This is a genomic window from uncultured Psychrobacter sp. (genome assembly GCF_947495825.1).
Taxonomy (GTDB): Bacteria; Pseudomonadota; Gammaproteobacteria; order Pseudomonadales; family Moraxellaceae; genus Psychrobacter.
The window spans coordinates 50,099-71,424 of sequence record NZ_CANMAH010000011.1 but is presented as its reverse complement, the minus strand read 5'-3'; the positions used below and the strand labels follow the sequence as shown (position 1 = coordinate 71,424).

General features: G+C 42.0%; 11 protein-coding genes. 4 read left to right on the top strand and 7 right to left on the bottom strand.

Annotated elements, in window-relative coordinates:
• Positions 1 to 37: 37 nt before the first annotated feature.
• The 6 genes from cydB to Q0895_RS11655 form a co-directional block, all read right to left on the bottom strand.
• A complete protein-coding gene (cydB, locus tag Q0895_RS11680) occupies positions 38 to 1,054 on the bottom strand; it encodes a cytochrome d ubiquinol oxidase subunit II (RefSeq protein ID WP_299189115.1) in 1,017 nt (338 codons plus the stop codon).
• Positions 1,054 to 2,547 (bottom strand): cytochrome ubiquinol oxidase subunit I, encoded by a 1,494-nt coding sequence (locus Q0895_RS11675; RefSeq protein WP_299189224.1) that lies wholly within the window; start codon positions 2,545 to 2,547, stop codon positions 1,054 to 1,056. Before Q0895_RS11675 ends, cydB begins: the two co-directional genes overlap by 1 nt.
• Before the next feature lie 397 nt (positions 2,548 to 2,944).
• Positions 2,945 to 5,392 carry an alpha/beta hydrolase gene (locus tag Q0895_RS11670; RefSeq protein ID WP_299189113.1) on the bottom strand — a complete coding sequence of 816 codons (2,448 nt, stop codon included), beginning with the start codon at positions 5,390 to 5,392 and terminating at the stop codon, positions 2,945 to 2,947.
• A 347-nt stretch (positions 5,393 to 5,739) separates the two neighbouring features.
• Complete coding sequence (locus Q0895_RS11665; RefSeq protein ID WP_299189112.1) at positions 5,740 to 6,843, bottom strand: hypothetical protein; 1,104 nt, start codon at positions 6,841 to 6,843, stop codon at positions 5,740 to 5,742.
• A gap of 277 nt (positions 6,844 to 7,120) precedes the next feature.
• Positions 7,121 to 7,759, bottom strand: a complete 639-nt coding sequence (gene coq7, locus Q0895_RS11660; protein ID WP_299189222.1) for a 2-polyprenyl-3-methyl-6-methoxy-1,4-benzoquinone monooxygenase — start codon at positions 7,757 to 7,759, stop codon at positions 7,121 to 7,123.
• A 176-nt stretch (positions 7,760 to 7,935) separates the two neighbouring features.
• Positions 7,936 to 9,276 (bottom strand): MFS transporter, encoded by a 1,341-nt coding sequence (locus Q0895_RS11655; RefSeq protein ID WP_299189110.1) that lies wholly within the window; start codon positions 9,274 to 9,276, stop codon positions 7,936 to 7,938.
• A 352-nt stretch (positions 9,277 to 9,628) separates the two neighbouring features.
• Between Q0895_RS11655 and Q0895_RS11650 the strand changes: the two genes are divergently transcribed.
• Both Q0895_RS11650 and Q0895_RS11645 read left to right on the top strand, forming a co-directional pair.
• Positions 9,629 to 13,039 (top strand): BamA/TamA family outer membrane protein, encoded by a 3,411-nt coding sequence (locus Q0895_RS11650; RefSeq protein ID WP_299189108.1) that lies wholly within the window; start codon positions 9,629 to 9,631, stop codon positions 13,037 to 13,039.
• Positions 13,040 to 13,161: 122 nt separating this feature from the next.
• On the top strand, positions 13,162 to 18,156 hold the full coding sequence (locus Q0895_RS11645; RefSeq protein ID WP_299189107.1) for a translocation/assembly module TamB domain-containing protein: 4,995 nt from the start codon (positions 13,162 to 13,164) through the stop codon (positions 18,154 to 18,156).
• A gap of 140 nt (positions 18,157 to 18,296) precedes the next feature.
• Here the strand turns inward: Q0895_RS11645 and hemP are convergent, their stop codons facing one another.
• Positions 18,297 to 18,461: a hemin uptake protein HemP gene (hemP, locus tag Q0895_RS11640; protein WP_299189106.1), complete on the bottom strand. Its 165-nt coding sequence runs from the start codon at positions 18,459 to 18,461 to the stop codon at positions 18,297 to 18,299.
• Positions 18,462 to 18,759: 298 nt separating this feature from the next.
• On the opposite strand from hemP, the gene Q0895_RS11635 reads away from it, so the two are divergent.
• Both Q0895_RS11635 and Q0895_RS11630 read left to right on the top strand, forming a co-directional pair.
• Positions 18,760 to 19,845 (top strand): NUDIX domain-containing protein, encoded by a 1,086-nt coding sequence (locus tag Q0895_RS11635; protein ID WP_299189105.1) that lies wholly within the window; start codon positions 18,760 to 18,762, stop codon positions 19,843 to 19,845.
• Positions 19,846 to 20,151: 306 nt separating this feature from the next.
• On the top strand, positions 20,152 to 21,084 hold the full coding sequence (locus Q0895_RS11630; protein WP_299189103.1) for a lipocalin family protein: 933 nt from the start codon (positions 20,152 to 20,154) through the stop codon (positions 21,082 to 21,084).
• The last annotated feature ends 242 nt before the right edge of the window (positions 21,085 to 21,326 follow it).

The window sequence follows — 21,326 nt, the reverse complement described above, 5'->3', positions numbered from 1 at the left end:
TCATTCTAATTTATCCAATACATATCGCTATTATTTATTAATACATAGGATTGTGATCAGATTTTCCCTTAAAGGTATAATACGCAAAAGCTGTATAACTTAGGATAATCGGTAGCATAATAGCGGCACCAATCAGCATAAAGGAGAGCGAGGTATCAGCCGCCGCTGCCTCATAAATCGTCATCTGATACGGTACTATATAAGGGAATATGGCAAAACAAACACCGATATATCCCATCAAAAATAGAGCAACCGTCAATAAAAATGGACGATATTCGCGCTCAGTGTTTAAGTCTTTACGCATTAAGAAAAATAGCACTAATACAATAATAGGCATCGGCGCAAGATAGAGCAAACCTGGGAAGCTAAACCAGCCTTCAAGCGCATCGATATCCGAGAAAAACATAAAGATTGTAACTACTATCATCGCACCCACTAATGCCATCAACATCCAGCTAGAGACTTTGCGTGCCCATACTTGTAGCTTATGTTCAGTTTTGATAATAAGCCAAGTAGAACCAAGTAGTGCATAACCAATGATAAGTGCAAATCCACACATGATTGGGAAGGGTGAAAACCAGTCAAAAGGACCGCCAGTGTACAAACGGTTGCTGGCTTCTAATCCTTGCACCAATGCACCAAGCATGATTCCTTGAGAGAAGGTGGCAATCACAGAACCTACAAAAAAGAAGGTGTCCCAGACATGCCGGCGTGAGGAGGCTTTAAAGCGAAACTCAAACGCAACCCCACGCATGATGAGGCCAAACAGCATAGCGGTAACGGGCAAGTAAAGGCCAGTCATGATAATACCGTAAGCGACTGGAAAGGCAGCAAATAAGCCACCACCGCCCAATACCAACCAAGTCTCATTACCATCCCAAAATGGGGCAATGGAGTTCATCATTCGGCTACGGTTTTTGTCTGAGCCTGCAAATGGAAATAAAATCCCACAACCTAAGTCAAAACCATCAAGTAGCACGTAGATAAAGACAGAGAGCGCGATTAGTCCGCCCCAAATCAAAGGTAAGTCTAATACATCACCGTAGTTAAACATTAGCGTAACCCTCCGTCATCGACATCATCTGTCGGTGTATCAAGATCTTCTCCGTCATCCTTCTTAGTGTTTTCAGAAGGATTACTGTCACCACTCAATGTGCGACCTTGTCCTTCAGTAATAGAGTGTTCATAAAAATTGTCATCTGCAGGGTCTTCGTAAGGTTTTGGCCCTTGAGCAATCAGACGTAAGATATAAAAACTGCCCGCACCAAAGACAAAAGTGTATAGAACAATAAAGCCAATCAGCGTCGTTGCAACTTGCTGAGCTGCCAGTGGTGACATACTTTCAGCGGTACGTATTACCTCATATACTGTCCATGGTTGACGCCCTGTTTCAGTGACGAACCAACCGGCAAGTAAGGCAACAAAACCAAGAGGCGTCATCATCATCCATGCACGGTGGAACCATTTACTTTCAGGACTGTACTGCTGTTTTTTAAAGTATTTATAGAGACTAAACAATCCGACTAGGACCATCAGCGTACCTATACCCACCATGACGCGAAATGACCAAAACACAATAGGAACATAAGGCTGATCTTCTGGCGCCCAATTCTTAAGCCCTTTAACTTCACCATCCAACGAGTGCGTCAAAATTAGACCAGATAAATAGGGGATTTTAACTTCATAATGGTTTTTTTGTGCTTCTTGGTCTGGAATGCCAAATAGGACTAATGGCGCCCCGCGCTCATCTTCCCAAAGACCCTCCATCGCTGCAACTTTAGCAGGTTGATGCTCAAGCGTGTTTAAACCATGCATATCGCCAAATACTACCTGCGCTGGCGCAACAAAAATAGCCATTACCATTGCCATACCTAGCATGACGCGGCCATGTTTGCGATGTTCAGTATGTTTTTTGGATTGGATATAGTAGGCACCGATACCACCAATCACAAAGGCAGTGGTTAAGAAAGCTGCCGTTATCATGTGGGCGTAGCGGAACGGGAATGATGGGTTAAAGATAATCTCAAGCCAGTTGGTTGGATAGAGCAAACCATCTGCACCAACCATAAAGCCCTGCGGCGTCTGCATAAAGCTATTAGCCGCCAAAATCCAGAACCCTGAAATGAGTGTACCAACGGCCACAATCGCCGTTGAGGCAAAGTGCATGCGCTTGCTAACACGCCCCCAACCAAACAGCATAATACCAAGAAAAGAAGCTTCTAAGAAAAATGCGGTCAGCACTTCGTATGCCAGTAGAGGCCCCAAGACGTTGCCGGCTTTATCTGAGAATACTGCCCAGTTGGTGCCGAATTGGTAGGACATGACCACGCCTGATACTACGCCCAAACCAAAAACAACAGCAAATATTTTTACCCAGTGCTTGTAAACTTCTGCATAAATAGGCTCGCCTGTCTTTAGCCACCGAAATTCAAGCACAGTTAAAAAACTGGCGAGTCCGATAGAAAAGGCAGGAAAAACTATGTGAAAAGAGATAACAAAAGCAAACTGGATACGCGCTAGCATAAGCGCATCCATCTGATCGATCATAAACGTAGCGAACATAAACGGTTACCTTTACCTGTTAGCTGACTAGCGATGGCTTCCATGATACGCTCAAATAACTGTCCGTAATCAATAATACAAACGTTACGGGCAATAGCCAATTGTTATTTAGCTACAAACGACATTTAGCTAAGAGCGTCTTATATAAAGATATTTTATACAAACACTATTTAGCTGTAGTAGATAACCTATATCCTTATAAATTAAAGTCATTTGTCTATAAATTACGTAAATTAATATCTATTAACGTGCATATATTATGCGCCACCCTAAGTACACACGCAAGCTGTGCATGGTAAGTGTTGTTAACCTAACGACTACGAGTCCGTCCTCAGTAATTACTGATAATAAAGATATACTTAATAGTTGCTCATAACATATATTATTGCTTTAGCTGCTTATGTAATATGCGTCTCAACGTCAAAATAGTCTGCGGATTGGCTTGGATACTATGGCCGCCGTTGATGACGGTTTCAGAAGACGTGCCTTCAAGATGAGCGCTGGTGTAAGGAACGATGCCATCAGATAATCGTTCTGTGAGTGCTTGACTGATATCATTGTCTACGACGACAGCAGCGACCAGTGGTTTACTAGATATGCCCGATGTGTCGCTCGTATCGGATGATACTGCTGTAGATAAGTCTATCTTGGCACCGTTTGGCTGCATCTGCGCCAAGCCTTGAGTAATATCTGCATCGTTGTTGGCGATAATTGAATGATAAGTAACACCGTCATCGATAGAAATGTCTTTAGTCAATTGAATAAAGGAGGACTTATTACTTAATTGACTGGCCCCATTTTGTAAATATAGGGCACCTAAAGGATTTTGTGCCAAATCACCTTTGATGGTAATGGCGGCTAAATTATCTGTGATGGTTTTTACCAAGCCTACTGGTAAGTAAACAATACGGCGCAGGGCACGAGTAAACCAGCGATCTGCATAATCAGTCCCTCTAAATGGCGCTGACAAAAAAACAGCTGTATCTACTTGTGGTAACGTTTGTAATTCAAAGCGATCTTTTAGTTGTTGACCGCCAAAAGACTGATTAAGTGCATTACGAATTTTATGCTTTTCACTCATAGAAAGCATGTCTTGGTCATCAAGCCTATCTAAATCATCCATTAAATTGTCGTTAGATAGCATCATACGAGAAATAACAGCACCCATACTATGACTAATAATCACGCTATTTTTGCTAGCGCGGTTTTGTCCGCTAGGGTCTGTTTGTTGATAAGTGGTTTCGAGTAGTTTTTGAATCTGATAGCGATTTTCTAAAATAGGCAGATTGGTTGGATAAAATATCTGCCATACTTGATAGTTATCACGTAGCTTGTCGTCATTGAATATATCATTGGTTAAGTTGACCCAAGTAGCGGGACTAGAGGCCAGACCATGTATCATGACAATCACCCGCTTATCTGGATCGTAAGGTTCAAGCATAAATAGCTTAGGTAGTGTGGTTTCTTGTCGCCGCGTCAGTAAGTTTAGATAACCGACCCCATCAAGCTGGTTTTCTGCTAGCCATAGTCCATACCCTGCTGAGAAGTTGGCAGCAAGTGGATAGTCATTGCCAAGAATACGGACGTTACGACTACGGTAAGGATTGTATAAGTGAATATCGAGCTGATTGCTACTAAGCACATCAAGAATGCTGTCACCAGCGGGTTTTATGAGACCTGTCAGGAGAAGATGGCCAGTAGGATAGATACGTGAACTTACATCGCTATCGTTCATACTGCCGTTGCTTGCCATAGTAGATAGCTTACCCGATAACGATGAAGCCAACAATTGGCGAATAGTAGTCGTATAACGATCGTTTAATGAGGCAACCAAGCTTACGCCAAGACCTGGGCGCTTACTAACAGAATTTAGCCCCGATAGACGCAGCTCATAGGCTGAAGTTAAGTCTGTAAGAGCAGAGTCTTGCTCATGTGCGTTTTGTAAGTAGTTATTTTCGTTAGGCAAATAAACATTAAGGTCATAGTTGTCGACTTCAATATTCATGACGTTAATCTGATCAGTAGGTTTACCATTTAATGGTGCTTGGTTGGCAATTGCTGCTTCATTACTATTGTTAATTTTTGCATCGGTTGGTAAATGCTTTATTTTGGTATGGCCCATCAAATTATTTGCACTATCTTTTGACTGGTAGAGCTGTTTGATAACGCTGTTAGTGGCAGCATTATATACGTCTTGAGTTTGTATATCGATTTCTGTTGGAATACGGTTTGATGGATGTGTGACAGTCTTGTCCGTATTGGTCTCCTCAAAATCATGAAGCAAACTGTCATAAAATAGATAGCTGTAACTGAGCTTAATCGCATCGAAAAGCCTTGCTTGATAGCTGCTGGTACAGTTAGTAGCATTTTGCTGTTGAATCTTAGCTTGCTCAGTTGTCAAAGGCGCATTGGCGTAGTAAGGATCAAGGGGCGGCCGGGTTAAAGACTGCTGACAATCGTTTGAATTAACAAGTTGACGCGCCTTTGCATAGTGAAGCTCAGCATAGACAGCAAGCGCGGCTCTATAGTGCTCGTCAAGCATGCTATCTGATAACTGCGCTAAACACTGATCAAAGTACTGTAGACAAGCTTGCTCATCGAGACCTGCAGACAATAGGGTTGAAGACGTAGCCGTACTCAGCTTATTTTCAGTAACAATACTACCACGCTGATCTTTGATGGTTTTTGATGGTGTTTGAGTGTTGACTGAGACTGTACTACAGGCGGGCAGTAGCATCATAGTCGCTACAAGTACTGCTGGTACTGTGGTAGCCATCGACTTTTTCTTAATATATGCTGCTGTGATCGCAGTAAGAGTGGCAAATGACATAGCAGACCTTAGTAAATAAGTTTTATAAATATAGATTTTCCATAATTGTTTGCATTACGAACACCCATATACTAATGAGTCTAGCGTAACTTATGCGTTTACACTATATGGATTAACGCTTAATATTGAAATCTTAATAACTGAACAGTGGGTCTTAAAAAAAGTAATGCTAAATACAGACGGTTTTATATAACAAATATACCAGCCCATAAAAAAGCACGTTCGCTCTATTATCGATATATTATCAATATAAAACGAACGTGCTTTACTTAAGGTGAGTTTGTAGGTAACGCTTTAATTAACCATATAAATGAGCGGTATGCACTCATTTATGGCCACTCATAAAATTAGGTAATCGGAGTATTTGGTTTAACATCAATATCAGGTGCAGGCAAATCCCAAATGTAGTACTTGCCATCTTCAATCAGTTTAATCTGTTGACGAATGATTGAGTTGTCCGGCACTTGTTGTTCAAGACGACGTAGGCGCTCTAAGGCTTCATTACGGCGATCACTCAACAAATCAGACTGCGCTAAGCTTTGCTCAGCTTCGGTATAACCAAGCTCGACCGCTTTGTCCAGATACTTTTTACCCTCTTTAAACCCGCCACCTTCTGATAGCATCATGCCATATAAAAAGTTGGCTTCTCCGCTATCTGGCTTGGCTTTAATAGCGCGATCTACATATTGACCAGCGCGAACTGCATAATCTGAGCCTAAATCTAAGTTACGACCCATACCGTTAAGTTTGGCGGCGCGCAATAAGACATCATAAGAAGCGTCAGGCTCGCTGGCATAAGGTTCGATCCATTCAGTCAATACTTTGATTTTTTCACGAGTGTAGTGACGTTGTGAGCGGTTGGGGAAGTTTGGAGGATAGTGGCGTGCGTTGGGCGAGACGTCTTCAATAAAGTCATCAAGTAAGCTGACATCCAGCTTGTCTGTACCAAGGCCAGTTTTTTGTGGAATCAACAGCGTAGGGACAAAGCTAATATCTGAGATACGGACTTGCGGCGTTGGTATGCCGTTTAGCTGACCACGACTGATATCGATACCAGTGCTGGTAATAGGGCCGCGTTGATAAACTTGTGTCGTACCAGTAGGTTTAGGTGCTACAGGGACTGCAGGAGTATATGGAGTTGGTTGAGCTTGTGTCAAAGAGTTATCTTGCTGCGCTGCATTTTGACTGGTCATTGAATCAGGAGTAATGGCGTTAGCAGCATTTGACTGCGCGCTATTTGATTGTGGACTGTTAATAGTTGCATTGGGTTTAGCACGACGGATAATGCGTTTACTTGAGTCAATAGCACTAGGTGCGGTAGCCGTAGGTGCAGTCGCTGCATCAGGAGTTGCCGCTAGCGCAGGCGCTGAAAGCATTAAAGTACATGCCGCTGCTAAAGCAGTTAAAGTAGCTGATTTATTATGTTTGACGGGATTTATGGGTTGGCTCATGGCAATCGTTACCTTGGTTATTGATAAATTATTTCTGATAAGTAATGTCTATGTGTTAAACACATATAGTAAATGCTAACTGGTTAGAAACTGTACAAATTTTTTATACCCTATCAAATTAGCATAAATCCTCTCAATAGCAGGATTGTTAAAAACCCTACAGGTTAGCTTCAATTGTCAAAGTCATCAGGGACTTTAGAGACTAAAACCTTTTATCGAAATGTAAGATTTTAGTAGGCTATTTTAGCGTCAAAACAGCTCGCGTAGCTTTGCTAGACTACAAATGATAAGCCGTGGCTTTCATGCGATTGGCCATCCAGCGCATAGTACGGCGAATAGGGGGAGATAATGCCGCACCGCCACTGTTAATTGCCAGCTCTCGATGATGTAGCTCTTCGATGTCCATCTGTGCCAGTATGGCACGCGAACGCTTATCTTGTGCTGGTAGCTGTTCGATATGATCTTGCAAATGCTCACTAACTTGAGCCTCAGTTTCAGCGACGAAGCCTAAGCTAAACTCGTTTGAGATAGCACCAGCAACAGCACCAAGACCAAAAGACATACCATACCACAATGGGGTAAAAATACTGGGATGACTGCCCAACTCTTGCAGACGAGTCTCACACCATACTAAATGGTCCACTTCTTCTTCGGCTGATTGCTGCATGGCTTGCTTTACGTCCTCGTCTTTGGCACTAAAAGCTTGTCCATGATATAGACCTTGCGCGCATACCTCACCAGTATGATTGATGCGCATAAGACCTGCCACGTGCCGCGATTCTGTAATGCTCAGCTCAGGAATCGTATCATCATTGACTGGTAGTGGACGAGTACTGGGGTTAGAGTTTGGAACGACTGCCCGTAGCGCTTTATCAACGCCAAGAAGCAAATTGTCTATCTTAGTTAACGAACGCAGTGCCATAATTAGCTCCTGATATAGCTTTGTATCGGTGTTGGCTTATTCAGATTGCAAAAATAATCTTTTATCACTATAGCAAACAATCTTAATTATCGGCATGAAAATTCGTGCTATAGCGTTATTATAATTTAACTGCTGCTTTATATATTTTTGATAAAAAATGTCATACTACATTAGCCTTCACTGCTAAGTGGTTCATCACAAGTTTGCATAACGGCTTGACCAATATGCTTATTAAGCTTGATATATAAAAACACGCCGAAGATGATATTGAGTAGGCCTGTGACCAAAAACAATTGTGGCAACGACAGGTTTAGCGTGTTTAATACCACTATGGCAAATATAGCCGAAGTGACCATAAATATAGCATTAAAGATATTATTGGCACCTACGATACGTGCACGATGGCTTTTGGGAGCATAAGCTTGCATAGAAGCGTACAAAGGCACAATATACAATCCACCACTAAACCCTAAAAAGAATAAATCAGCAAATACACGTAAGCTACCGCTTCTACCAAGTACATCACTGATTCCTAAAAGAGTATTGGAAGTCAAGTCGATATCTAACCCTGATAAAGAAAAATAAAGATCGATAGCAAAGATGCTCAATCCTGCGATGCCAAAAGGCAATAGACGTAAGCTCACTTGGTTCTTAGTCAAACTTTTACACAATAAAGAGCCAATAGACACGCCAACAGAGAAGAGAGTCAATAGAAAAATAACGACAGATTCATCACCCTGTAAGATGACTTTGCTAAATTCAGGCGTCTGAGTCAAAAACGTTGCCCCATAAAACCAAAACCAGCTATTGCCCAAAATCACAAAGAACAAAAAAGGCAAAGAATACAAGTAACGTACCGTAGCTATGCTAGTGGTAAAAATATTCCAATTAATGGTCAGATTGGGCTGCATCGCTGGCGTCGTAGGAATAAAGCGCGCTGCCATGTAGCCCAATAAGGCTATGACTACAACTGTTGCGCTGATCCAATATAGTGACTGCGGCAGCTGCGTTAATACCCCAGCGACTATCATGCCGAGTAAGATAGCGAGAGAAGTCCCCATCTGAAACAAGCCATTGGCCCCGACAAGCTCGTCTTTTTGCATTGCTTGTGGCAGATAAGCATATTTGATTGGACCAAAAAAGGTAGAATGCGTACCCATCAAAAACAGCGCCACGAATAACAGGGCGTACCATTCAAACACAAAGCCTATGGCCGCCACTGTCATGATGACCAGCTCAAGCAGCTTAACAAAGCGAGTGAGTTTAGACTTTTCAAACTTGTCTGCAATTTGACCTGCTAGAGCAGAAAATAAAAAGTAAGGCAAAATAAATAGCATGGCGGCTAAGTTATTTAAGATACTTACTTCTACGCCGATTTGACTGGCGGCAGTATAGGTCAAAACTAAAATCAGTGCTTGCTTAAAAATGTTGTCATTAAAAGCGCCCAAAAACTGGGTAAAAAACATAGCGTTAAAGCGACGACGCTTAAATAACTGAAATTGATTTGCCATGTGGTCTCCTACAAGTGGCTAGCGTCTGAGGCATAAAGTGGACTAAACACAGGCAGCATAAGGTGCTTGCATGCTATATAATTATGATTATTATCAAAAACTTATCAAAATATAAGATAGGTTTTATTATTTTTAGACCGTATAATAGCAAGGCTTTGCTATAAATACATGTGCTAGATGCTATGATTTGATAATTAACTAAGCTATGATTTGTAAGTTTGACATGGTTTTGTCAAAGTTGATTACAAGCGTTATTAATAAATATTAAATATGATAAGTATATTCATCGGTTAATGCAGGCGTGTAGCCATCGTCAGTATCAATATGCCGCGTGAAGTGATAGGAAATAAGTATGATAAGACATCAGCCTTCAACGCAGTCGCGCAGCTTGTCAGGTTTGCCGCGTAGCTATTTTAACCGCTCAACGCTTTTTACAGCGTTAGCAAGTGCGTTAGTCGGCTTTGGTGTGGCATCTCCTGCATTTGGTGCAGATGACGCCAATACCAATAGCGAAGCATCTGCCAAGCTTTCAAGCTTGTCTAAATACAATGCGCTAATGAATGATCAACAGACTGAGCTTGATGCAGCTTTAGATGCTCTACGCCTAAAAAAGGCAGTAGAGCAAGGTGTCATCGATGAGTCAGTATTAGAAGATTATAGTGAGCAAACATTAAAAGGCGAATCAAAAAACTCTTTGTCGACCAAACCTATCAATAGTAAGACGACTGACTCGGACAATATTGAAAAACGCTCATCTAACACAGGTGATGATGATTTATTAGAGCAAGCAGCCACAGTACAGCAGCAAGGCTATCAGATGATGACGCCTGAGCAGATTGAGCGAGAGCTGGCTGCAGTAGAGGCACAAAACAATCAAGACAATGTGACAAATGAGAACAATAACGACAATAACGACAATAACGACAGTGACGACGATTTTGATAACCCAGTAGCGACTTTAGATAGCCGTGATACACCTATCGGCTTAGATCCAAGTCTGGATGCAGCAAGCTTACCAGCACCGACCAATCTCGATACCCTTGGGCGTCTGGAGAGTAGCGATAAGAATGCTAAAACTGATGAGATTATGTCACGTCCGATTGAGGTTAGTGATGCAGTTAGTAGCGATGGTGTAGATAGTAGCCAACAGAGCCCGACACAGACGCTTGCGCAGCAAGAACGCGATCCAGTAACAGGTGCTGACGATACTGTCATTGATACTAAGGTTGATGCAAGTACGGGTAAGTTGCCTAGGGTAGATGAGACGACAGACCAGACAGAATCTTTAAATCCAGATGATTATTTACCTGATTATCAAGCAACAACAGAAACCCAAGCAGTGACCGATAGTATCGTGCAAGCATCCAAACCTAGCACACGTGTACGTAATAGTAGCAACGTCGTTAAACGCTTATACAATCGTTTGTTTAATGGTGGTGCAATGGCGCTGCCACACGTAGAGACAAGCGTTTACTTACAGCAGATAGATGGCAATAGCGCTGAAGATACAGTCGATACGTCGCCAAAGCTTATCAAAGCTGATGAAGATATCCAGCCAATTAACAATATCAAAGCCGCGCTTGATGATACAACTGTACAATCTGTCGCCGACTTTACCGCAGCTTTACCACGTTTGCGCCAGACTGCCCTAGATGCTGCACGCGCAGTGGGCTACTATGATGTTACCCTACGTTTGCGCCAACCAACTGTCGATACCATTGATGTTATTATTGAAAATCTTGGTGAGCCAGTACGTGTCGATAGTCACGTTGTAGATATTCGCGGTGAAGGTATTGAACAGCAGGAGTTCCAAACTCTAGAAACACAGATGCCCCCGCAAGAGGGAGAGGTATTTAATCACCGCGTCTATAAAAACAGTAAAGCGGCACTGGAAGCATTAAGTAATACATATGGTTATTTTGATCAATATTGGTTAAACAAATCAGTTGATATTATTTTGCCGGACAATACAGCTGATGTGTCATTGGTCTACAATACAGGCGATCGATATAAATACGATGATGTGGTGTTTTTTACTTATGATGAAGAGACAGGAACACTGACGACAGATCCTGAAAAGTTGCCGGTAGAGTCCTCATTATTAAAGCAGATGTTTGACTTTGAAGCAGGCGACCCGTTCTATCGTCCTGATATCACCAAACTTGGTAATGATCTATCAGCGACTCGTTATTTTAATACCGTCAATGTTGAGACAGTATTGCCACCAGATGATATTAGCGAAAATAGCACTTTAGCTTTCGACAATACACCGGTAGATACTGACAATGATAGCGTTATCGATGATGATATCGACAGTGGTGGTGTTGATATTGATGCTTCTAATATCGTCAGTAGTAGCGATGATATGGATGATAGTCGTACAGATGCCAATGCTGCTGACGCTAATATTGCTGATAGTATCGAGGCCAATAGTGGCGCTACTGTAGATGCAATGGATGTCGCTCCAATTGAGTTTGAAGTGGATCAAGAAACGCAAGATAAACTACTGGCTATCAAACGTAAGGCGGATCGGTTAAGCGGGTTGCCAAATGATCGAGTGCTCGACGAAAAAACACAAGAAGCCGATAATCTTTTAGGAAAGATCAGTGACTCTATTAGTAAAGTCGCCAAAAAGATATTTCCTGATAATGAAGGTGTATTAGACGAAGATTTTGTACCGCCAACCCTTGCTGGACGTAAAACACCAGCAGAGGTTCAAGAAAGCAAAAAAGTACCACTGTATGTTTTTGTCTACGCTGACAAGCCGCGTGATGCACAAGTCGGTATCGGTTATGGCACAGACACAGGTGTGCGAGCGACTGCTAAGATAGACTACAATTTAATCAATCGTAAAGGCTACCAAGCAGGCGCAGAAACCGAGATTTCTCGAATTAATAAAAATATCGCTGTCTATGCCAGTCGACCATGGAAGCATCCACTCAACGATAAACTAGAGGGACGTCTCTCTTATGAAGAGGAAGTGATTGATCAAGGTGAAGGTAACTTTGATCTGTCAACCAAAACGCTAAAGGCTGCATTGGCTCGTAATATTCGCCGTGAAAACGGTTGGAACCGTAGTTATTCTGTGCGTTATCGTCTAGATGAGCTAGAGACCGGTGTTGATGACACCGAATTGGATGATCTGCCTATACGTTTTACATCTTCTAGACCCAAGCAAAAGGCACTATTATTTGGGTATGGAGTCAATAAAACGGACGTTGACAGTGCGACTAATCCAACGCGCGGCATACGTCAGTACTACGGTATTGAGGCGGGCGCGGATAAAGCGCTTAGCGATACTGACTTGGCCATAGTTCGCGCAGGTGTCAGTGGTATCTATAGCTTTGGTGATGATGACAAGCATCAAGTGCTTGGGAGCGTAAATACAGGCTATATATGGGCAGATGACTTTTATGAAGTACCTTATAAGTTGCGCTTTTTTGCTGGTGGCGACCAAAGTATTCGCGGCTATGATTATGAAAGTTTGTCTCCGTTAGAAAATGGCTATCTAACTGGCGGACAAGTACTAGCAGTCGGTAGTGCCGAGTATAATTATGAATTTATTCCAGGCTTTCGCGGTGCGGTATTTACCGATGTGGGTAATGCTTATGACAAAGATTTTGAGACTGAAACCAAGGTCGGCGTTGGGGTTGGTGTTCGCTGGGCATCACCTGTGGGTATTGTACGTGTAGATGTAGCCGCTGGCGTGACAGAAGATAGTGTTCCAGTTAGACTACACTTCTTTATTGGCTCGCCACTCTAGTGAAAACTATAGACGTGACTATATGTAGACGATTACACTCACTAAAGTAGAAAAGCTATATAAGTCATCTTTATTAATTCTACCGATTGCCGGTAAACAATCTTTTAACGTAGTTGAGTATCATGTTGAACAAAAAGACCCCGCCTAAACGTTCACCCGATGAAGATCCAGCTCAAAGAGATGCTCGTGCAGTAAAGCGCTGGTATCCACTTTCCTTTGTATTTAAATTATTGATATTGATAATTATCGTTCTACTGCTTATGTTTGCAGTATTCTTTTATATGATGGGCACAGAGTCAGGGACGAGGTTTGTCTTAGAAAAGGTCAGTGCAGAAACAGGCATTAAGATTACATACGGCAAGGGCAATTTGCGGGATGGTATTTGGGTCACAGATATAGACATCAAAGCGACTGAAGATCTTGAGGTCGTGGTGGATAAAGCCTATGTTAAGGTGGGCTGGCGCGCGGTCTTTTCTAAAGAAGTACACCTTCGAGATGCTGACATCCAACGCATAGAAATCATCAATAACAAACCACCAACTGGTGAGCCATTTGATTATAAGACGCTCAAATTACCAGTCAATCTACGCTTTGATCAAGCCAAAATAAAAAACATTGTTTATAAACAAGTCACCAAAGATCCTATCGTAGTCCATGATATTAGTGCTCGAGATTTAACGTGGGTAGGGAGTGAAGTCACTGTTGGTCGCGGTGATTTGCGTTATGCAGATATTGTAAAAATCAATGCATTACAAGGCAACATAGATTTGCAAGGCGACTATCCATTGGACCTCAGTGCCATCGCTGAAGTCAGTGCTCTAGAAAAAGCTTATATTGACCCCTTAAATATTACAGCGACAGGTACCCTAAAACGCACTGTAGGTAAGGTGCGTAGTCGTTACAATGAAGGGGATGTTCAAGGTGAGTTTGTCGTACAAGGCCTCGATAACGATTCGCCATTTCAAGCCAAATTACAATGGGATGATATCCTCATTCCTTATGCCGACGCCCAAAATATTCATCTAAAAAGTGGTACCGCTACTGCAAATGGGGTCATCTCTGAGATACGCCTGCGTATTAATACTGAATTGACTGCCAAAGACATTCCTTCAGGACATTACCAAGGCCGCGCTATCATCGCTAACAGCCAAATGCGTGTTGATCGCCTAGACGCTAATGTTCCAGCTGGTCATCTAATACTGCAGGGTATTTTGGATTGGCAAGATAGCTTTGATGCAAAGGTACGAGCGACAGGCAGTAACTTTGATATTCGCCGCGCTATTCCTGATGAATATGCTGATTTTAAGGCGTATGCACCGCAAAATCTTAATGGTCGACTATCAATGCATTATCAACAACAAAATAGTGTTGGTAATACGCAGATTGATGCAGACTTGCGTCAGCGTGATGGTGAACACGTCAATGCTAATATAGTACGTGGTAAGACTTCATTGAAGTCTAAGCAAGTGGCCCCTTGGTATATCGATGCCAGCTGGCAAAATCTTATTCGCAGCAATGTCCCTAATATCGGTAATATTAACAGTCCAAATGGACAAGCTGATGTTATTGTGCGCGGCTCACGTTTGTCTGTCGATGCCAATGCCCTTATCAATGAGTTAAACGCAGCCCCTAAAGGCAACTATGATGTGGCAGTCCGTAAGACTGGCGATGTCATTGATATCAATAGCCTTAATTATCAAGGCATTGTTGGTGATTTATCGGGTAACGGACAAATACAGCTAGCAACTAAGCGGCGCCCCTTGACATGGCAGATCGATGCACGTACTAATGGCTTGCTACCCAAACAATACCGTAGCGATTTGCCACTTGAGCGTTTGACAGGAAGCCTCAATGTAAATGGCCGTTTGTTGGATATCACCAAAAACGGTGTTAAAGGTCAGCGGCATATTATCAATCTAAATAATACGGACCTACAGGCTCAGCTTGATGCCACACAAGATGGTCGTGATATTGGTATAGCAGGTACGGGTGATGCGAGCATCGATATCGTTGGTGGTGAGCTGTCGGTTTTTGATGCACGTTTTGATGGTCAGCTTGATACCGCAGATGTACCTGATGGTCGACTATCGATTGATGCAGCTGGCACACCAAACCTAATCAATGTACGTAAGTTGGATTATACTGGCGAAGCAGGTGCTGTTAATGTAAAAGGTGTGCTTGATCTACGCCAAGATATTGGCTGGACAGTAAACGGGCGCTTTAATAATTTTGATTTGGGTTATTTTTTACCGAACAACCCTGCCATTCTTACTGGTGATTTGAACACCAGTGGGCAGTGGCAATCTGCGTCCAAAAACCGTCCTGATGAACCGGGCAAACTACAACGCTTTGCTGTAAATTTCGATGGTGTGCTAGATGCCAAACAGCTACCTGCTGGCAAACTGACCATTGATGCCAATGGAGACTCACAGCTCATTCGTATCAAGCGTTTTCGTCATGTAGGTACAGCGGGTAGTATTGACGCTCAAGGGTCGGTTGATGTGAGTAAAGGAGTTGCATGGGATATTAGTGCGGTAATGGATCGCTTTAATCTAGGTTACTTCTTAAAAGATACCCCAAGTACGATTACTGGCAGCATAAAAACAGATGGCAGCTGGCGTAAAGCGCAGCAAATTATCAATCTAAGACAAATTGACTTAAACGGTACTCTAAAAGGTCAGCCTTTGAGCGCCAAAGGTAGCTTGACAGCTAAATTAAATTTGCCAGAAAATTTAGCCAACTATTTTGAGCGTCTAAAAGCACAAGACGTTGAGTCACAGTATCAGCAAATCAACGCCCTCATCGAAAATCTAAATGCAAACAACTTAGTACTACGATGGGGAGATAATTATCTAACGGCCAATGGCAATGCCAAGCAGCTACAAACGAAGATCAATATTACCAGTCTCGATCAACTTTCTGACAAGCTTACGGGTAAAGTTACTGGCGGTGCGACCTTATCGCAGCCAGCAGGTCAGGCGTTGCCGACGATCTATATAGATTTGGTAGGTGAACGTATCGCATTGCCTGGATTTGTCTTACGTCAAGGCCGTGTACGCGGTAAGCTTGTAAATTTAGCCAATAGTCCTAGTCAACTAATTATCAGTGCAGAAGGCTTAGATGCAGCTGGACAAAGTTTTAAAAACGTCGATGCCTCATTTAATGGTACTGAGCAAAAGCATGTCGTCAACCTGAAGATGGCCAATGAAAAACTAAACATCTCAACACGATTAAAAGGTGGTTTTGATCGTGATCAGTTGAGTTGGTCAGGGGTGATAGGTAAGGGACGTATTCAATCACAGTACGCAACCTTAAACCAGTTACAGCCTGCGCAGGTCATTGTCAACTTACCAAAGCCGCAGAATAGTGGTACAACTGATCTAAAAGTGCAGTTGGCAGCACATTGCTGGCAAGCAGAGGATCAGACTGGTAAGTTGTGTTTGCGCGAAAACCTGATAGCTTCAGCCGCTGGTGGCAAAGTGAATCTGGCTTTACAAAAGCTTGATACATCATTGTTTTCAGTATTTTTACCTGAAGATATCGATTGGCATGGCCAGATCAACGGTAAAGCCGTTGTGAGTTGGCAGCGTGGCAAACCGCCTACTATCAATACGACGCTATATTCTGACAATGGTAAAATAGGTCTCATTCAAGATGGTGATGTTGCACCTGTAACCTTGACTTACGAGCGTGTGTCGCTCATCGCATTATCAGTGCCTGAAGGATTAAAGCTGCGCGCAGATATTAATACTGGCAATGGCGCTCGCGGTTACGCTGAAGTCATTGTAGACCCATACAAAACGCCCAAACCAATCTCAGGAGCGTTGGTACTTAATGAGCTCAATCTTGCTGTTCTAAAGCCGTTTTTCCCAGGAATGCGTGTACTTGAAGGTAATATTACCATGGCAGGTGGCATTGGTGGCACCCTAACCAAGCCGCAATTTTATGGCGACGTAAAGCTTGCAGATGGCCGTATAGCCATGCTTGATTTACCTGTTAACCTAACCGACGTTGATATAGATGCCAAAATTCGGGGTACTCAAGCCACCATCGATGGCAAGTTTAATAGTGGTACAGGCTCAGGTACATTGATTGGAACCGTTAATTGGCAACAAAAACTACAAGCTAAGCTGAGTATTGTAGGTGAAAGATTGGTGTTAACGCAGCCACCGTTATTATTGGCGGAAGTCAATCCTGATATTGACATCATAATACGCCCAGGCGATCGCTACGTTAATATTGAAGGTGCAGTCAGTGTACCCTCGGCGACTATTCGTCCTCCTGAGGCTAGTGAAGATATTATTACTCAAACCGAAGATGCTATCGTCATCGACCGTCGTTTAATCGGTAATATTGAAGATGTTTTGGCGGTGTCAAAACCTTGGTCTATTAACGCTGATATCGGTATCGATTTAGGTGATGATATCAACTTCCGTGGCTTTGGCGCTGTTATTCCTTTAGCCGGAGCTCTCAATATTAATCAGAGCGGTACTGGCATCATGCGTGCTAAAGGGGTCGTGCAAGTATCTCGCCGTACCAGTATTGATGCTTTCGGTCAGAATTTAGAGCTAAATTATGGACAGGTGCGTTTCAATGGCGATGTAATGAAGCCAAATCTTAGTATCGAAGCTGTCAAGATTATCGATGGTAAGACAGTTGGTCTACGGGTTAAGGGAGATACAGAAAATCCAAATATCATCGTCTTTAATAATGCTGGACTTACTCAGCAGCGGGCGATGAACGCCTTGGTAACGGGCCGTATTAACAACACAGGCGCGACGCAAATTAGTGAGCAAGGCTTTAAATCTCAGGTAACCAACAACTTAGCTGCAGCCGGATTGAGCTTTGGTTTGAGCGGTACACGTGGTTTAACCAATCAGATAGGTCAGGCCTTTGGTCTGCAAGGCCTCACTGTCGATGCCTCAGGTAGTAGCGAAGATACCAACGTCAATGTCACAGGTTACGTTACTCCTGACTTGTACATCCGCTACGGAGTTGGGGTGTTTAACGCTCAAAATAGCTTGTCTATTCGTTATCAATTGACACGCCGTATTTATGTCGAGGCAACTTCTGCAGCCGAAAACGCCGTAGATGTCGTCTACAGCTGGCAATTTTAAAGAGCAGCGCTCTTTATACTATGTTGAAAAATGGCTGTGGTTGTAAACTATGATAAGAGGTTGCTATAAATAACCAGCACTCACTGTTTTCCAATAAAAAACGCCTCTATCAAAAGGCGTTTTTTATTGGAGCAGTTAAATTATTTGGTCAAAATTAAGCGGTTATTACGAGTCAAGCGCAAGCGGTACTCCTCGCCTTCATGCTCAATACGTACCTCTTTGGTTAGAGCAAATAAGTGCTGCGATTGCAAGGTAGGCAAACGATTTTCACGGTAGTTTAAATAGCGAGAGATGACCATACTCATAGCGAATTCCTTTCAATTAAATGATGGGGTAAATACTAATAAATTCCAACGATAATAATTATCATTTACATTAAGAAAATTTGCAAGGCCATTGATAAAATAAAATGCAGTTATTATGTAAACTTATCTAAATTAACCATTTCCCAGATCCAGATAATGATTAGAGATGTTTCGAGCGAAATTTTAAATAAACTTAGCTGCCTTTTAGGTAAGCAGCTTTTTATAGTAATTTTGCAAAACGCTACGATAGAGCTGTTACGAGAATAACGACATAAGAGAATTGATATAGGACAGGGCTATGCTAAACCAATCGACAAAACAACCGATCAATAATACGAGCGTCACTGTTAATGTCGCCATTGCTGTTATTCACTACAAAAATAAATACTTGCTTGGATTTCGAAACCAGTCTCAACATCAAGGCAATCGCTATGAGTTTATAGGTGGAAAAATAGATGCCCACGAAACGACGAGTCAAGCACTAGTACGAGAAGTCGCTGAAGAGACAGGTATTGACATTCATAATAATACGATCGTTAAACTTGGGCGATTGCACCATGATTACGGTGATAAAAAGGTAAGTTTACAAGTTTATCGTATTGAGCTGACCACTCAGCAGTATGATAAGTATAGGCATCATGGTTATGGTTTGGAGGGACAAGCTTTGACTTGGGCCAATAAGTCTGAGCTGTTAGCAGGGGATTACAACTTGCCAGCTGCCAACAAAACGATTCTTGAATGGCTACGCTTACCTTCAAAGATAGCGATTACTTATCCTTTGTCATATTTCCATGCATACCCTGATACCGCACCGGCATGGTTAAAATACCATCAAGATCACATAGAGCCAAATGCTTGGGTTTATATTCGAGTCAAGGACACACGCTTCGAGAATATTGCAAAGCAACTAATGAGCCAGCGACTAGATATTCAGGTTATTGTGCCTAATGACGTTAGTCATCATTGCTTAAACGATCATTATTCAACGACCAATCATCAAATCGTGGCCCGTCATTTAACACAAACATCATTACTGCAATGGTCCCAAGAAGTTAAAGATAATCTCGCTTCTGTTCAATTGCGAGATTTATCTCATCCATTAATAATAAGTTGTCACGATGCAAATAGCATCTATGTAGCCAATAAACTCGCTAGACACCGTTTAGAACGACAGGAGCCGCCAGTAATGGGTATTTTCTTATCCCCTGTATTGGCCACTCAAACGCATCCTGATGCTAAGCCTTTAGGTTGGGAAGCATGGTCAGATCTAGCAGCACTTGCAGACATGCCTGTCATTGGCTTAGGTGGATTATCGCCAAAGTTATTCATGCAAGCAACGCAGTATGGTGCCACGAGTATAGCTGGTATCCGGCAGTTTCTTTAATGGGGCGAATAAGAAATAGTATCGTTTTATTTTTCACCATTTGATTATCATTTTTTGTTAACTAATTTACATACCAGTTACTATGTATTTAGTATTACTAATAAAGACTATGTTATTTACAAACGGTTGCTTTTCCCTACATTGCTACACTGTTTTGACTGCTGTCATATCTTTAATATTACAGGTGAAAATTATAATAGTCGAAAGCATAGGATAAGCAAACTAGTGTAAATCTTATCTTATTTAACTATATTTTTATATTATTTAATAAACAAGATTATTAACTTAAAAAATCATGGTATTTTTATGAAAACCAACAAGTTACCTACGTCAGAATATTCTGACATACAGGCAGCCGGTTCTCAGTCGGGGCAAAATCATCAATCGTTTGATGGGCGTTTAAGAGATGATAATACACGAGTAGCGAGCAATGCTAGTAACGATGCTAACTACAATAGAGCCAGACATTTGCTCTCAGAGGACGAAAGATCAATAGATAATGATCTTACTTCTACATATTTAAATGATGAAGTACCGGAGCGTGTATTTATGAATAGTCTTATCAAACATACTGGAATAGCGCTAGCGATTATCGTACCGTTGGCTGCATTTTCTGCTTATGCTGCAACACCGCCTGCGTCAGAAACCAATGCAAGTGTTGTAGGTGCTGATAAAGTAGACGCAGATAAGACGAATACGACTATAGATATTAACCCTTCTGCTATTATTTATAAACCAGCTACCGAACCAACCACAGTAGATAATCTTGATCTGAAGAAATATAGTGGAAAATGGTACGAAATCGGGCGTTTACCGATGTATTTCCAGCGTAACTGTGCCAGTGATGTGACTGCTACTTATACTCCTAGAGGGGAGGATACTGGCATTACAGTATTAAATCAATGTATTGACGAAGAGGGCAAACCAGTTACTGCTGAAGGACTTGCAAAGCCTGTAGACGATACAGGTAGTAAGCTTAATGTTACTTTTTTACCTTCATGGATTCGCTGGTTACCTGTTGGCCGCGCTGATTATTGGGTGTTGGCACATGATCCCAATTATCAAACAGCATTGGTTGGCACACCAGATAAAGAATATTTGTGGCTTCTCGCTCGTTCGCCGAATATTTCACAAGAGAGTTATGCAAATTATCGACAAATTGCTCAGCAACAAGGTTATGATTTAAAACCCTTTAAACTGACAAACCATCGTAATCAAACAGTAAATTTAGTCCCTTAATGCCAGATAAAAACTGATTACATGATTAGCAAGTCTGCTGTTTACTCATAGCGAACTTCATAGTCAATATCAACTTAGTTTACTAGATAGATAAAAAGGCAATCTATTAGGTTGTCTTTTTATTATTTATAAACATAGATTCTGTCGAAAAGGATACATGATTGATATCAAACGTTAGTAATAACGGTTATCACTAGCAAAATCAGGCATTTTGAGCTAAAATATACCCCAATTAAAACCTA

What these genes read in the sequence shown, in the direction of transcription:
- Q0895_RS11675 (WP_299189224.1), bottom strand. Translation starts at nt 2,547, where the DNA reads ATGATCGATCAGATGGATGCGCTTATGCTAGCGCGTATCCAGTTTGCT.
- Q0895_RS11645 (WP_299189107.1), top strand. Translation starts at nt 13,162, where the DNA reads ATGTTGAACAAAAAGACCCCGCCTAAACGTTCACCCGATGAAGATCCA.
- Q0895_RS11635 (WP_299189105.1), top strand. Translation starts at nt 18,760, where the DNA reads ATGCTAAACCAATCGACAAAACAACCGATCAATAATACGAGCGTCACT.
- Q0895_RS11630 (WP_299189103.1), top strand. Translation starts at nt 20,152, where the DNA reads ATGAAAACCAACAAGTTACCTACGTCAGAATATTCTGACATACAGGCA.
- Q0895_RS11665 (WP_299189112.1), bottom strand. Translation starts at nt 6,843, where the DNA reads ATGAGCCAACCCATAAATCCCGTCAAACATAATAAATCAGCTACTTTA.
- Q0895_RS11670 (WP_299189113.1), bottom strand. Translation starts at nt 5,392, where the DNA reads ATGTCATTTGCCACTCTTACTGCGATCACAGCAGCATATATTAAGAAA.
- Q0895_RS11655 (WP_299189110.1), bottom strand. Translation starts at nt 9,276, where the DNA reads ATGGCAAATCAATTTCAGTTATTTAAGCGTCGTCGCTTTAACGCTATG.
- Q0895_RS11650 (WP_299189108.1), top strand. Translation starts at nt 9,629, where the DNA reads ATGATAAGACATCAGCCTTCAACGCAGTCGCGCAGCTTGTCAGGTTTG.
- hemP (WP_299189106.1), bottom strand. Translation starts at nt 18,461, where the DNA reads ATGAGTATGGTCATCTCTCGCTATTTAAACTACCGTGAAAATCGTTTG.
- cydB (WP_299189115.1), bottom strand. Translation starts at nt 1,054, where the DNA reads ATGTTTAACTACGGTGATGTATTAGACTTACCTTTGATTTGGGGCGGA.